We start from the raw sequence: 14,291 nt of genomic DNA, 5'->3' as shown, positions 1-14,291 counted from the left end.
ATTGTGGATGTTATTTGAAACTTTTTTAGGAAGCATAAAAATAAAATGTAATTTTGGGACTTCTTAATAATGGCCACTTTTACAAAAATAGTACTAAAAGCTTTGCGTACAAACTTACTTTACATACTTTTTTTTATTGTATTTCTTTTGAATTTCGGCCTTTATGGACAAGAAAAAGAATCTAAAAAAACTGATCTTGGTTACTTAATCAATAATAAGGCCGATTCCATAACTCAGAGAATAAAATATATAATTGGCGACACCATATCTCCTAATCAAACAGCTAGAAAGCGAGAAACTTTAACTGATATTGTAGACGCTTTTGCCAAAGACTACAAGAGATTATCTAAAAAAGAAAATAAAATGTATCTCTATAACGAAGCCGTTGTAGAATATGGTGACATGATCATCAACGCCGGAAGAATCGTTATGGATAATTCAACCAAAGAAGTCTTTGCAGCAGGAATTATTGATTCTACAGGGACTTACACTCAAAAACCTACTTTCAAACAAGGTAATAACTTAGTTGAGCCCGATAGTTTGATTTTTAATTTTGATTCACAGAAAGCTTTGGTTTTTAATTCGAGGACAGAACAGGGTGGCTTTAAGGTAAAAGGGGAAATTTCAAAGAGACAAAACGATTCCATTTATTATTTAGCTAATGCAAAATTCACCACCGCGGAAGATGTTGATGACGCAAATTACTATTTTTTTGCTAGAAAAATAAAATTTGTTCCTGATAGCAAAATTGTTACGGGTTTTGTCAATATGTATATAGCAGATGTTCCAACTCCCCTAGGTTTGCCTTTTGGATACTTTCCATTGACAGAAAAACAATCGTCTGGTTTTATTATTCCTTCCTATGGTGAAAATATAAATAGAGGCTTCTTTTTACAGAATGGTGGATACTATTTTGCAATAAGTGATTATGCTGATTTAGCAGTACAGGGAGATTATTATACCAATGGAAGTTACGGTGTTCGCCTGGAAAGTAACTACAATACGAGGTATCGTTTTAATGGAAACGTAGCTTTTAGGTATGAGAAGTTATTAATCGAAGAACGGGGATTTCCAAATTTTAGTGAAACGACAATATATAATTTGCGTTGGAGTCATAACCAAGACCAAAAGGCTAACCCATCATCAAGATTTTCGGCTTCAGTAAATTTAGGATCTAGCGATTACTATCAGCAGTCTGTAAATCAGAATAACACAGGTAATTTTTTAAATAATACATTAAATTCATCTATTTCCTATTCAAAAACGTTTGAAGGAGAACTAGGTATGAATTTGAATATTTCTGCGACACATAATCAAAATACCAATACGGAGGTTATCAACCTTACTCTACCCACCTTACAATTTAGCATTGGGAGGATTTTCCCCTTTGAGCCAAAAACAGGAACTAAGCAAGGTGCTATTCAAAATATTAACCTTCAGTACAACGTAAGAGCAGAAAACAGAATTACTACAACAGACTCATTATTCTTTCGCCCAGAAATGTTTGAAAATGCGAATTCAGGAGCAAGACATACAATCCCAATTTCAACAAATTTTAAAATATTTGATCATTTTAGTGTGAGCACAAGTGCAAATTTTAACGAAGTCTGGACTCTTAAGACCTTCGAGCAGAGATTTGATGAGCAGATAGGTCAAGTAGAAAGGGACACAATAAATGGGTTTGACTCTTACAGAACATACGATTTTTCAACTTCGGTGGGAACTACTGTCTACGGAATGTTCGATTTTGGCGATAAAAGTAATATTAAAGCCATCCGTCATGTGATAAGACCTTCTGTATCTTACAACATAGGGCCAGCCTTTAATCAATATTACGATGAATATACTAGAACAGGAATTGCTGGACTTGAAGATGAAGTTGTAGAATATTCAAGGTTTGAAGGAACACTAAATGGTGCTCCAGGAAACAATTTTACCAGTAGTATGTCCTTCAATGTCACAAATGATTTTGAAGCTAAAGTGAAGAAAAAGGACTCAACACTTACAGGCGATGACCGCTTCGAAAAGAGAAGTCTTTTAAGTAATTTAAGCTTTAGTACAAATTATAATTTTGCAGTTGATTCATTAAATTTAAGTCCTGTATCTGTGAGAGGGACATTACCTGTAGTGAAAGATAAGCTGGCAGTCAACTTCTTAGGGTCGTTGGATATGTATGCTCTAAACAGTAACAATCGTAGAATAAACACTCTAAATATTGATAACGGAGGAAGTTTATTTAGACTTACGAGAGGTAACTTAAGTTTTAGCTATTCATTTTCAAATAAGGACTTTCAAAAAGGTGATGATGACGATGATGGAGACGAAGATGATGAAGAATTTGATTCTGAAAGCTATCGAAATGGTGGACGCCCGGATGATCTTTTCGGAACGAGTGAAATGATGAATCGACGACCCAATAATAAAGAGTCCAAAAGTGATGAAAATGAATTTTATAATTATGCCATACCCTGGAATTTAAATTTATCTTACACAATGACCTATTCTAACCAAGCAAGAGAAAACGAGATAAGTTCCCATTCTCTGATGTTTTCGGGAGATGTAGAATTATCTCCCACATGGAAGGTGGGGGTGTCATCTGGTTATGATATTAAAAATAAAGGATTTTCATTTACACAACTTCGGTTTGCTAAAGACTTGAAGAGTTGGCAGATGAGTTTTAACTGGACACCTTTTGGAATAAGAAAATCATGGTTTTTCTTCATAGGAATTAAGTCCAATATATTACAAGATGTGAAATACGATAAGAACAGAGAAAGGGATAGAACTTTAAATTAATCATTATGAAAGAAATAATTAAAACGAAACACGCAGCTGCTCCAATTGGACCTTATAATCAAGCTGTTAGCATAAATGGATTTCTCTATACCTCTGGGCAAATTGCAATTAATCCAGAAACAGGAAAAACCGAATTTGACTCCATAGAGGAAGAGACGAAGCGTGTCATGACAAGTTTAAGGGCCATTTTAAATGAAGCTAAGTTGGACTTTTCTGATGTCATAAAGACAAGCATCTTTATTTCTGATATGGATGATTTTTCGAAGATCAATGAAGTTTACGGATCATACTTTGATGAAAGTACAGCTCCAGCCAGAGAAACTGTTCAGGTAGCAAGATTGCCAAAAGATGCTAATGTTGAGATAAGCCTTATTGCCTTCCAAGGATAAATTATATGCTACTAAGCTTCATTGACTGGGTTATCATCATCGCCTTTTTTGCAATAAGCCTAGGGATTGGTGTCTATGCTTCCAGGTCTAGTGGAAAAAATGCAAAGAATTTCTTTCTATCCGGACGGAATATGTCTTGGTGGTTGCTTGGTATATCTATGGTGGCTACAACCTTTGCTGCAGACACCCCAGGGCTTGTAGCAGGAATAGTAAGAAATGATGGGGTTTATGGCAATTGGGTCTGGTGGAGTTTTCTGCTTACAGGAATGCTTACCGTATTTTTTTATTCTAAACTCTGGAGAAAAAGTGAAATATCAACAGACCTTGAGTTTTATGAACTCCGCTACAGCGGTAAAAGTGCTGCCTTTTTAAGAGGGTTTAGAGCTATATATTTAGGAGTATTCTTTAATATAGTTATTATGGCGACCGTTTGCCTCGCTGCTATTAAAATTGGTCATGTGATGTTCAACTTTTCTGCAGTTGAATCTTTGGTAATTTCATGTTCAGTGACTGTGCTATATTCAATGCTTGGAGGATTGAAGGGTGTTATTCTTACTGATTTTATACAGTTTGCAATTGCTATTACTGGTAGCATTTGGGCAACTATCTATATCGTAGAAATGCCTGAAATTGGTGGTTTACAAGAATTACTTGCGGTTCCTGAGGTGAATGAGAAAAGTTCGATTTTTCCAGATTTTTCAAATCCCAAAATTTTTATTCCAATTTTAGTTGTACCCTTAGCCGTCCAATGGTGGAGCGTCTGGTATCCTGGTGCCGAACCAGGAGGTGGCGGATACATTGTCCAGCGCATGCTAGCTGCCAAAAACACAAAACATGCAACCCTTGCAACACTTCTTTTCACAGTTGTTCATTATGCTATAAGACCATGGCCGTGGATAATTATAGGTTTGGCTTCTATTGTATTATTTCCAGATTTGCAAAGTCTAGCTCTTGCATTTCCAGATTTGAATGAAGATTTTATTAAAAATGATTTAGCCTATGCTGCTATGTTATCCTATCTTCCAGCTGGACTTCTTGGCCTTGTTGTTACTTCTTTGATTGCAGCATTTATGAGTACGATTTCAACACATCTCAATTGGGGAAGTAGTTATGTTGTAAATGACTTTTACGTAAGGTTTTTAAGACCAAAGGCTTCCGAAAGCAATAAAGTCTTAGTTGGTAGGCTTTCCACCTTGTTCATGATGATTTTTGCTGCTCTACTTGCTTTAGTTCTCGAGGAGGCAAAAGAGGCTTTTGATTTATTACTCCAAATCGGTGCTGGCACTGGCCTTCTTTTTATATTGAGATGGTTTTGGTACAAAATAAATCCATATAGTGAAATCGCGGCGATGCTCTCTTCCTTTATTATCGCTGTTATATTTTTTGTAGGAAAAACCTACGGGATTTGGCAATTAGAATCTCATATTGAACTTGTATTTGGTGTATTAATAACTACTTGTATTTGGGTAGGAGTTACCTTATTAACCAAACCATCACCAAAAGAAACCATAGATTCTTTTGAAAAGAAAGTATTTGATAACGGTCAAAAATTTGATGGATTTAAGTATAAAATAATCGGATTTATAGCAGGAGTCGCAGGAGTATATTCAGCATTGTTTGCTACGGGATATCTTATTTATAATGAGATGACTCTTTTTATATTATCAGCCTCAATCTGCTTTATTTCTATAGCTGTTATAATTTATTTTTGGAAAAAAATTATTAATTAGCTCCTCTATTTGAGGGGAAGTTGATGTAAGATGGCAATTCAATTGTTTTATCATTTTGATCTTTTTTGTCTTGTTTCTTTACTTTAGTGAATTCCTTATCCATTATTTTATTAATCAACTCTTTGAAGTTGTTGAAATCTACAGTGTAAGTCAAGCCAATTCCCTGCGTATACCCAAGTTCTTCTCCTATAAACTGAATGTCACTTTCTCTGTTAAACACATTTGCTCTTAAACTACCCGTTTCATTCAGAAGAAAATTTATCTCCACATCACCAAACACAACTGACTCTGTAACTCCACCCACTGGAACTCCAAACCTACCGTTGATTAGGACCCGATCGCTTATTTTGGTTTTGATAGAAAGTCCAACTCTATCTGCAATATTATTTTGAGTAAGACTTCTGTCGTTTTGTTGATAATTCAAACCGAGTTTAAATTTATTATCCTCTTTAGAAATTATATCATCTACTATTCCGGAAGCTCTTTCTATCAAGTTGCCTGTAATTGCATTTTGTCCTAGACCTGCCTGACTGTAAAAAGTTCCTTGAGTTACCAACGATAAAGCCTGAAGTTCAGTATTTTCCCGGCCTTGAACACGATATTCTAACTCACTTTTCACCACTGAAGACAAATTAGGGTAATTTAAACTGAACTCGATATCAGGTTGAATGATCTGTCCAGTTAAATTAATGAGAACTTCCACTGGAATCTCACGGTTGACTGAAGGATTTTCGAGTAAAATCGCCGGATTTGCTTCAGTTATATATTTTGCCTGTACATCTATATTTGCTCTCACAGGGTCCCCATTCCAAGTCAAATTCGATCCTGGAACAACTTCAAATCGTTTCTGTACCAAACCTGAATATTTGAAATTATACTCACCTTCGTAGGCAACGAAGTCTCCGTACATGTTGAATTTCCCATTGGTATTGATTTCTATTAAAAGTGTCCCAGCTCCTCTTCCTTTCAAGCTACTACCACTAGCTGGGTCTACTACTATTTCCACTTCGGCATCTCGAGTGATATCGAGATCAAAGTTTAGACTCAGACCTTTTACCTCTTTCAACTCTATTTTTCTGCCTGCTTCTTTGGAAAGCTTGTCTTCCAGGCTTAAAAAATAAATAAATGAATTGTCGCCTAAAGATTCAGAATCATCCAAGGGTATTTTAAAAACAGTATTTTTTTGAGTTATCGCATTCACATTGATTTCTATCTCGTCTGTAGGTCCTGTAATCGAAGCTGATCCATCAATAAAAGCAGTACCATAATAAAGATCACCTTCTTCAAATTCAGTATCTAGAGCCACAAGATTATTTGAACTTAAATTTAGATCTAAAAACCACTCACTGAAATTTTGGTTGCTTATTCTTCCGTTTAACAGACCTTGAGTATTGTATTTGACGTCTGTAACACCAATATTATCGAAAACAAATTCTTTATCATCGAACCTAATTTTTGAATTTTTATCAAAATCAAAATCAATATTTAAATAAGGGACTTTTAATCCCGCTTCATTCAATACTAATTCTCCATTTAAGTATGGATTGTTAAGTTTACCAGTGACATCAACTTTGCCTGAAGCAAATCCACGGATTTTGGAAATAACATCTTCACCAAATACACTCATTGAGCTAAGATCAAACTCATTAACAATAACGTCAACATCAAAATATTGATCATTTTCTATGGAAAATATTGAACCATCAGCTTTAAATAGTAAGTCTTCATCAAGTTTTAATTCGGAAAGTAAATCAAATGAACTCAAATCCTTGTTACCATCTGCTTCCAAAGAAAACTGACCATATTTAATTTCATTGAACACAAAATCATCAATTATGATGTCAAGATTTGGAGCATATAAATTGTTTTTTTGGAAAATATCTAATCTTCCATCCAGAACTCCTGCAAAATTGATACTATCTTGTTTAGGAACTACATCAGCTAGCTCTACATTATTGAATGTAAGTTTTAAATCTTTAAATGTTGAATCCCTCAGAATACCATCAAAAAATATCGATTGATTTCCACTTGAAACTTTCAGGGAGTCTACATTGAAATTCTGAAAACCTCGCTCGATTTCAACTTTATTACTTCTATTGGAATCTCTATTGATAAACCACAAATTGTCATTGTAAACAATACTTGAACGCTTGAATCCAAATGTAGATTTATCATCACTATCCAAGGTTTGATAAATGCTTAAATTAAAATTGTCTTTCTGCAACTTGCCACCCTTAAATTCAGTTCTCACAAATAATGTGTCTTTCAGATTTACATTAATCATATTAAAATCTGAAATGTTATAAAACGAAGTGATAATACTTTCAATTTCGACATATGAGTTATAAAGTGGATTTTCTGTATCTATCTGTATGTTAATATTATCTAGCGTATTCCCATAAACCTCCAAATGAGGTGATCTGAAATTCAATGATAAATTATTTGCATCTGCATCAATACTACCTCTTATATAAGTTTTTGGAGCAACTTCAATCTCTGGAAAGAATACTTCCACAATTTTATTATAAATATTGAGATCAAAATCAACAAACTGATTTTTGCTTTTTGAATCCTTTTTACTTCTGAAGTATAAATTTTCAACAGCATCAGAAAAAAGTTGTGGTAACGAGGTTAGTTTAAACTCACCCTCCAATTTACCACTAATCACATCTGGACTGTCAATACTTATGGTCTGTTTGTCTTTTTCAAAGGAGGATTGGACAATAAGGTCTTCAAACCTGTATTTCTCGCTCGTGTTCTCATATTCAAATGAATTGAAGCTGAGTTTACCCTTCAACTCATCCAATGAATTTCCCTTAAGGTCGACTCTCAACTTACCTTGAAAATCTGCCACAGTATCACGTTTTACAATATTTAGTTTTGCCAGGTCGGCGTAATCAATATCAGCACTAAAATTGTATATATTTTCTTTTTTTGAAGCGTCCAAAAGACCATCAAAAGAAAAAAGAAAGTTTGGATCCAGACTTTCTAATCTTCCATTAAAATATGGAGCTTTCAAATTACCATTAAGTCTGATGTTTTTGTATTCATATCCATTTACTTCAATAGAATTTATGGTCCCTTCTGCTAAAGTGTTAAGCGAAGATTTCGTGAATCCAGACCCATTGACATTAAAGTTAAAGGTTGTTTTTCCTAAAGTCTTTATTCCTAAAAAAGAGGCCAAATCAAATTTGACTACATCCAGAAATCCTGCATATTTTACCACATCTGGACTTTGGTAGTTTTCAAAATTTAAATTTAATGATGTTTTACCGAGTTTTGATTTGACATCAAGAACAGTAAACAATTCGTCGTTGGATAATTCAATTCTGCCTTTGAGATTTGTCAAACCGAATTGCTTGAAATAGATTGGTAAGTTTTCCTTCAGGTCATCTGGAAATAGTGATATAAGGTCTTCATAGGTAGTGGAAATATTCATCGAAGAGCCTTTCATGCTAAAAGGAGAATCACTAAATGAGTTCACAAGTTTTAATTCGGCATCGAGTTTGGTATCCTGAACTCCTGTAATGTCCAATGCTTTTAATTCAAGATTATTTAATTGACCAGAAGCCACACCAGTAATATTGAGCTCTTGAGAATACCCAAATCCATCATAAAATCGTCGTAAGTCTGTACTCGATACCAATGAGTTATTGAATTTAGCATTAACATTTACCTTATCAAAGAAATCCTTAAGATCTTCACGATTGTAATCAAATTCGATTTCACCCTCTATTTTGGAATAAGGAGTTTCTAAACTTAGATCTTCAAGATGCATTCGACTTGGACTATAAGAAAATCTAGTTTTGAAATCCTCGACTATTATCCCTTGCTTTAAGATTCCTGACATCCTTCTGAGATTGAAATCGAGGTCTGGTCCTAATAACTTGAAGTTTGATAAATTAAAATCTAAATCCCTGATAAAAAAAGTGGGGTCTTGACTTATTTTTTGATTGATGATACTAAAATCACTTTTGTAAGCCAGAACTCTATTTATCTTAAGTTGAAAAGACTGATCAGAAGTTGTAGTTGTATCATTCAGTTTATCAAGAAACTTAGTAAACTCATCATATCTTTCATTTTGATACTGTTTCAATTTAAATTTGAGTTGATCAATTTCTGTATTGGAGAAATGAAGATTTTTTCCAGATAGATTTGCCAAGTTTATTAAAGAAGTTGAAAGGGATTTTGCATAGATGATTGTATCTTCATAATCATCTCTAAGAAGTAAGTTATCTAAAACAATATTCCCTTTATAGTTTATACTTAGTCTACTTACATTTAAATCTGTATCGTAAGTTTCATTGAAGCTTTTTGTGAGTTTGTTTCCGTAATAAGTCTGTACCTGAGGAATCAAAAAAACAAGTACAATTAGCAATAGTATTAATATTACAGCTGTAACAGTTTTTTTTAAGAAATTCCAAAGGGATTTGAGCACTCTATTATTATATTTTTTTCAAAGATATATCAAATACTAATCCTAAATGCTTTCAATGAAGCCACAAATTTATTTAGATTTGCTAGGGGTATAAAGATTTAAATTTAATTGATGGAAATTGCGAAAAATATTTACATTTTAGGAATTGAATCTTCTTGTGATGACACTTCAGCTGCTGTATTATGTAACGACAAAGTTTTAAGTAATATTGTGGCAACTCAGCAGGTTCACAAAGAATATGGCGGGGTGGTTCCAGAGCTTGCTTCCAGAGCACACCAACAACATATTGTACCTGTGATTGATCAGGCTTTAAAAAAAGCAGATATTAGTAAAAATGATTTGTCTGCTATTGCCTATACACGAGGACCTGGTCTCATGGGTTCGCTACTCGTTGGCAGCTCGTTTGCAAAATCTCTGAGTCTTGCACTAGGAATTCCGTTAATAGAAGTCAATCATATGCAAGCGCATTTACTTGCTCATTTTATCAATGATGAAAAAACTGATGTTCCAAAGTTTCCTTTTCTTGGAGTAACTATAAGTGGTGGTCATACTCAAATTGTAAAAGTCAAGGATTATTTTGAAATGGAAGTAATTGGAGAAACCCTCGATGATGCTATTGGAGAAGCGTTTGATAAATGCGGGAAAATGATTAAGCTTCCCTACCCTGCAGGTCCGGAAATCGATAAATTATCAAAACTTGGTAATCCCTCAAAGTTTGAATTTGCAAAACCCAAGGTAAAAGGTTTAGACTTTAGCTTTAGTGGTTTAAAAACTTCGGTTCTTTATTTTCTTCAAAAACAAACTAAAGAAAACCCTGAATTTATTTCTGAAAATATTGAAGATCTCTGTGCTTCTTTTCAAAGAAAAGTTATCGATATATTGATGACAAAACTTACAAAAGCTGTCAAAGAAACAGGCATCAATCAAATTGCCATTGGTGGAGGAGTTTCCGCTAATTCTGGAATAAGAAATGCACTTTTAGAAAAAAAAGATTCAGCTGGCTGGAATGTCTTCATCCCTAAATTTGAATATTGCACAGATAATGCAGCTATGATTGGAATAGTGGGATATCTAAAGTTTCAGAAAAATCAATTTACAGATTTAGCAACAGCTTCAAAAGCTAGATACGCTATCTAACCCATATCTTATGAAATCAGTTTTACTTTTAATACTTATAAGTTTTCAACTTCATTCTCAAACTAATTTATTCAGACATAATGAGGATCCATATGCAGATTTTGGTTATTCTAAAGAAGAAATTTTAGAATTAAAATCAGAGGGAAATTTATCTATTTTTAATGCAGAAAAACACAATTCTAATCTTGCTAATAAGCTTTTTGAATTAGGTGAAGGCAAAAGTATAACCCTGAAGGGTCGAGAGAAAAAGAAACTTAAAGTTATAAAGAAGAAAAATATAGAGCACTTTAGGATCAATTATATTTATTTTGATGGTGATAAGATGACTTATGAAGAAATGGATAGATTGAGAGATCGCATTTTAATGATGAGTGAAACACAGAAATTTGAGCGACTAGCTCAGCAATACTCAATGGACATGAGTAAAAACAAGGGGGGAGATTCTGGTTGGTTTAAAAAAAGCAGTGTTCCTGAAGATTTTAAAAATGCAGCCTTATCAAGTATCAGGGCTGCGAATGAAACATTCAAGGTTGATTTGGAAAACCAAGGATGGTATTATCTTATATTGAAAAGTTATTCACCACAACTTATTGAAGAAATATTAGTTTTAGAAACAATAGAATAATGCAACTTTTCTACGAGCCAAACTTTGATTCTTCTTCAAAACTCATAAGTATTAATTCTGAAGAGAGTAGACATATTTCAAAAGTACTCAGAAAAAATATTGGTGAGGAGATTGCAATTACCAACGGTTCTGGATTACTTGCAAAGGGAGTTCTCAAAAGTAATCATCCAAAAAAGTGCGAAGTTGAAGTTGTAAAATTTGAAGAAAAAGCCCCAGCAGATAATTATCTTCACATTGCAATCGCACCAACCAAAGCGAATGATAGATTTGAGTGGTTTCTTGAGAAGTCAACTGAAATTGGAATTCAAGAAATTACACCCCTTCTTTGTGAACATAGTGAACGTAGAGTAATTAAGCAGGAACGATATGAAAAGGTTCTCCAGGCTGCCATGAAACAATCTTTAAATACATTTCTACCTAAATTAAATAAATTGACATTGTTCTCAGATTTTATTAATTATGAAACTAAACACAATAAGTTTATAGCGCATTGCGAAGATGGACCTAAGGATAATCTTTCTAAAGTCATAGGTGATAATAATTTGATCATGATCGGGCCAGAAGGTGATTTTTCTCAAGAAGAAATTCAATTAGCCTTAACTAAAGATTTCAAAGCTGTATCGCTTTCAGAATCAAGACTAAGGACCGAAACTGCTGGAATTGTAGCTTGTCATACTGTAAATTTGATTCAATCCTTATGAGGTTAGTTATTCTTTTTGTCATCTTAGTTGTAAATATCAATAATTTGAGTGCACAAGAGATAGCGCTTCTAAAATATGATGGAGGTGGCGATTGGTATAGTAACCCCACTTCTCTTCCTAACCTTATTAAATTTGTAAATAATACAATTGGAAGTAAAATAGCCTCTAATGCAAATGAGGTAAAACCTGAAGACCCTGAACTATTTAATTATCAATTTATTCATCTGACAGGTCATGGAAATATTTATTTCTCTGATGAAGCATCAAAAAATTTAAGAAATTACCTACTCTCTGGAGGTTTTTTACATGCTGACGATAATTATGGGTTAGAACCATATTTTAGACAAGCAATTAAAAATGTATTTCCCAACCGTGAACTTATTGAATTAAGTGCTAATCATCCAATATTCAACAACGAATTCAAATTTGAGAACGGCTTACCTAAAATTCATGAACACGACGGAAAACTGGCTCAGGCCTTTGGCATTGAGGACGATAAAGGAAGACTCATGGTTTTATTTACTTATGAAAGTGACTTAGGGAATGGATGGGAAGATTCTTCTGTTCATGGAGATCCGGAAGAAGTTAGACTTCAAGCTTTGAGAATGGGAGCCAATATCATTAAGTATGCTTTTACAAAATGAAAGAAAAACAGCTGACACATCAACAAGTAAATTTTAAAAATTCGTCAAAGCTCCAGATCTCCATCTTAATGGACAAAATCGATAGTCCTGCCAACTTAGGAAGTATTTTTAGAAATGCAGAAGCTTTTGATGTGGATACAATTTGGTTAAATTTTGAGAATAAAAATGACTTAGACAGCAATAGGTTTAAAAGAACTTCAAGGTCCACTGAAAAAAGTTTAAGTGTTGAGTTTTATGAGAGTTTTCAAACAGTATTCAAAGGCTTTGAAGGAATTATTATTGGTTTAGAAATTACCAGTAATAGTGAAAATATTGTAAATATTAACCAATCTGTAAACGATAAAGTCTTAGTTGTTCTAGGAAATGAAAGATTTGGGATAAAAAAACCAATACTACAGAGACTTGATAAAGTATTTCACATCGAAATGTATGGAAATAATTCAAGCATGAATGTTTCTCAAACCTTAGGAATTACACTGCATGAACTTAGAAGAAGAGTATAGTAAATTAGATGATCCTGAAGTTTTAAAATTTATAGATGATAATCTTCACACACCAATTCCAGATTTGGTATTAAAAGGAAGTCCATTTAAGGCAATTGATATAGATCTTCTCATAAACCAAATAGTTGGAAAGAAAAAAGCTAGAAAAAAATTACCCACCTGGTATAAAAATGAAAAGATTATTTATCCTCCTAAGGTAAATTTAGAACAAACATCATCAGAAATAACAGCGTTACATAAAGCAAAGGTCGTACATGGATCTTCACTCATTGATTTGACTGGCGGTTTCGGAATTGATGATTATTATTTTACAAAGAAAATTGGCGAAGTAACTTACGTAGAATTAAATCAAGACCTTTATAATATAGCTGAACACAATTTCAAACTTTTAAAGGTTCGTAATATATCATGCTTTAATCAGGATTCAATTGAATATTTACAAAACACACAAAGTATATTTGATTGGGTTTATATAGACCCGTCTCGCAGAAATAAAGGTCAGAAAGTATTTCTTTTAGAAAATTCTCTCCCCAATATTTTAAATCATAAATCTTTATTTAAAGACAAGTGTAGAAATCTTATGATCAAAACGTCTCCCATGTATGATATTGAAATGGGATATAAAGAATTATTTGGGATAAAAGAATTACATATTGTATCTGTAAAAAATGACGTTAAGGAATTACTTTGGTCTATAGACTGGAGAGAAAAAAACTCCAAGGTTATAAAGATGTATAATTACGATGAAGAAAATAAATATTCTGTTTCAAAGTATGATAAAGATCAAACTTACAGTAATATTAACGTAGAAGATTGCCAAGAATATCTTTATGAGTTTAATTCTAGTATAATGAAATCAGGGTTGAATGATGATATTGCCTTAAAATATAAATTAAAGAAACTTGAAAACAACACAAATTTATATACTTCTGAAAATAGAATTAATAGTTTTCCTGGTAAACTATATCTTGTTAAAAATTCTGAATCAGTTAATTTTAAAAAACTAAAACACAGATATAAAAATGAATTCACAAATTTAATATCAAAAAATTTTAAACTCACAACATCACAAATTCAAAATAAATTGAATTGTAAAATAGGTGGAGACACAGATTTTTTAATCTTCACAAAAACTATTGAAGGATATAAAGTAATTGAAGCTTCTAAGCTCTAGATTACAAAATTAAAATCTGCATAATTAAATTTATGCAGATTTTTTTGGTTATAACTAACTTATTATAAACTAAAAAACCCTTCATTACGTTTGTAATGAAGGGTTTTAAAATAAGGAAGGCGGCGACCTACTCTTCCACGGTATGTAGTACCAT

10 protein-coding genes are annotated in these 14,291 nt (G+C 33.0%); 9 read left to right on the top strand and 1 reads right to left on the bottom strand.

The features are described from left to right. Window positions 1-69 precede the first annotated feature (69 nt). The 3 genes from LB452_RS10155 to LB452_RS10145 are packed head-to-tail and all read left to right on the top strand — an operon-like array spanning window position 70 to window position 4,915. On the top strand, window positions 70-2,796 hold the full coding sequence (locus LB452_RS10155; protein ID WP_224461633.1) for a putative LPS assembly protein LptD: 2,727 nt from the start codon (window positions 70-72) through the stop codon (window positions 2,794-2,796). Between the two features lie 5 nt (window positions 2,797-2,801). Beyond that, window positions 2,802-3,185, top strand: coding sequence for a Rid family detoxifying hydrolase (locus LB452_RS10150; protein WP_224461632.1), 384 nt, complete (start codon window positions 2,802-2,804; stop codon window positions 3,183-3,185). Between the two features lie 5 nt (window positions 3,186-3,190). Further along, window positions 3,191-4,915, top strand: coding sequence for a sodium:solute symporter family protein (locus LB452_RS10145; RefSeq protein ID WP_224461631.1), 1,725 nt, complete (start codon window positions 3,191-3,193; stop codon window positions 4,913-4,915). On the opposite strand, the gene LB452_RS10140 is transcribed toward LB452_RS10145, so the two are convergent. Further along, a complete protein-coding gene (locus LB452_RS10140; protein WP_224461630.1) occupies window positions 4,908-9,293 on the bottom strand; it encodes a translocation/assembly module TamB domain-containing protein in 4,386 nt (1,461 codons plus the stop codon). The two genes, LB452_RS10145 and LB452_RS10140, sit on opposite strands and share 8 nt — an antisense overlap. A gap of 171 nt (window positions 9,294-9,464) precedes the next feature. Between LB452_RS10140 and tsaD the strand changes: the two genes are divergently transcribed. The 6 genes from tsaD to LB452_RS10110 all read left to right on the top strand — a co-directional run bounded on the left by tsaD (window position 9,465) and on the right by LB452_RS10110 (window position 14,137). Continuing rightward, window positions 9,465-10,490: a tRNA (adenosine(37)-N6)-threonylcarbamoyltransferase complex transferase subunit TsaD gene (gene tsaD / locus LB452_RS10135; protein ID WP_224461629.1), complete on the top strand. Its 1,026-nt coding sequence runs from the start codon at window positions 9,465-9,467 to the stop codon at window positions 10,488-10,490. A gap of 10 nt (window positions 10,491-10,500) precedes the next feature. After that, window positions 10,501-11,115, top strand: a complete 615-nt coding sequence (locus LB452_RS10130; RefSeq protein WP_224461628.1) for a peptidylprolyl isomerase — start codon at window positions 10,501-10,503, stop codon at window positions 11,113-11,115. Continuing rightward, window positions 11,115-11,816 (top strand): 16S rRNA (uracil(1498)-N(3))-methyltransferase, encoded by a 702-nt coding sequence (locus LB452_RS10125; RefSeq protein ID WP_224461627.1) that lies wholly within the window; start codon window positions 11,115-11,117, stop codon window positions 11,814-11,816. Before LB452_RS10130 ends, LB452_RS10125 begins: the two co-directional genes overlap by 1 nt. After that, the gene (locus LB452_RS10120) at window positions 11,813-12,460 is read left to right on the top strand and encodes a DUF4159 domain-containing protein (RefSeq protein WP_224461626.1); all 648 of its coding nucleotides are present in this window, start codon (window positions 11,813-11,815) and stop codon (window positions 12,458-12,460) included. Before LB452_RS10125 ends, LB452_RS10120 begins: the two co-directional genes overlap by 4 nt. A 68-nt stretch (window positions 12,461-12,528) precedes the next feature. Then, window positions 12,529-12,963, top strand: a complete 435-nt coding sequence (locus tag LB452_RS10115; protein ID WP_262903002.1) for a TrmH family RNA methyltransferase — start codon at window positions 12,529-12,531, stop codon at window positions 12,961-12,963. Then, window positions 12,941-14,137 (top strand): SAM-dependent methyltransferase, encoded by a 1,197-nt coding sequence (locus LB452_RS10110; RefSeq protein WP_224461624.1) that lies wholly within the window; start codon window positions 12,941-12,943, stop codon window positions 14,135-14,137. Before LB452_RS10115 ends, LB452_RS10110 begins: the two co-directional genes overlap by 23 nt. The last annotated feature ends 154 nt before the right edge of the window (window positions 14,138-14,291 follow it).

It is taken from the genome of Psychroflexus longus, from assembly GCF_020164595.1.
In the GTDB taxonomy this organism is placed as follows: domain Bacteria; phylum Bacteroidota; class Bacteroidia; order Flavobacteriales; family Flavobacteriaceae; genus Psychroflexus; species Psychroflexus longus.
Note: the sequence above shows the minus strand (reverse complement) of the source record. Positions and strands in the feature narration are given on the sequence as shown.

What these genes read in the sequence shown, in the direction of transcription:
- LB452_RS10155 (WP_224461633.1), top strand. Translation starts at nt 70, where the DNA reads ATGGCCACTTTTACAAAAATAGTACTAAAAGCTTTGCGTACAAACTTA.
- LB452_RS10150 (WP_224461632.1), top strand. Translation starts at nt 2,802, where the DNA reads ATGAAAGAAATAATTAAAACGAAACACGCAGCTGCTCCAATTGGACCT.
- LB452_RS10145 (WP_224461631.1), top strand. Translation starts at nt 3,191, where the DNA reads ATGCTACTAAGCTTCATTGACTGGGTTATCATCATCGCCTTTTTTGCA.
- tsaD (WP_224461629.1), top strand. Translation starts at nt 9,465, where the DNA reads ATGGAAATTGCGAAAAATATTTACATTTTAGGAATTGAATCTTCTTGT.
- LB452_RS10130 (WP_224461628.1), top strand. Translation starts at nt 10,501, where the DNA reads ATGAAATCAGTTTTACTTTTAATACTTATAAGTTTTCAACTTCATTCT.
- LB452_RS10125 (WP_224461627.1), top strand. Translation starts at nt 11,115, where the DNA reads ATGCAACTTTTCTACGAGCCAAACTTTGATTCTTCTTCAAAACTCATA.
- LB452_RS10120 (WP_224461626.1), top strand. Translation starts at nt 11,813, where the DNA reads ATGAGGTTAGTTATTCTTTTTGTCATCTTAGTTGTAAATATCAATAAT.
- LB452_RS10115 (WP_262903002.1), top strand. Translation starts at nt 12,529, where the DNA reads ATGGACAAAATCGATAGTCCTGCCAACTTAGGAAGTATTTTTAGAAAT.
- LB452_RS10110 (WP_224461624.1), top strand. Translation starts at nt 12,941, where the DNA reads ATGAACTTAGAAGAAGAGTATAGTAAATTAGATGATCCTGAAGTTTTA.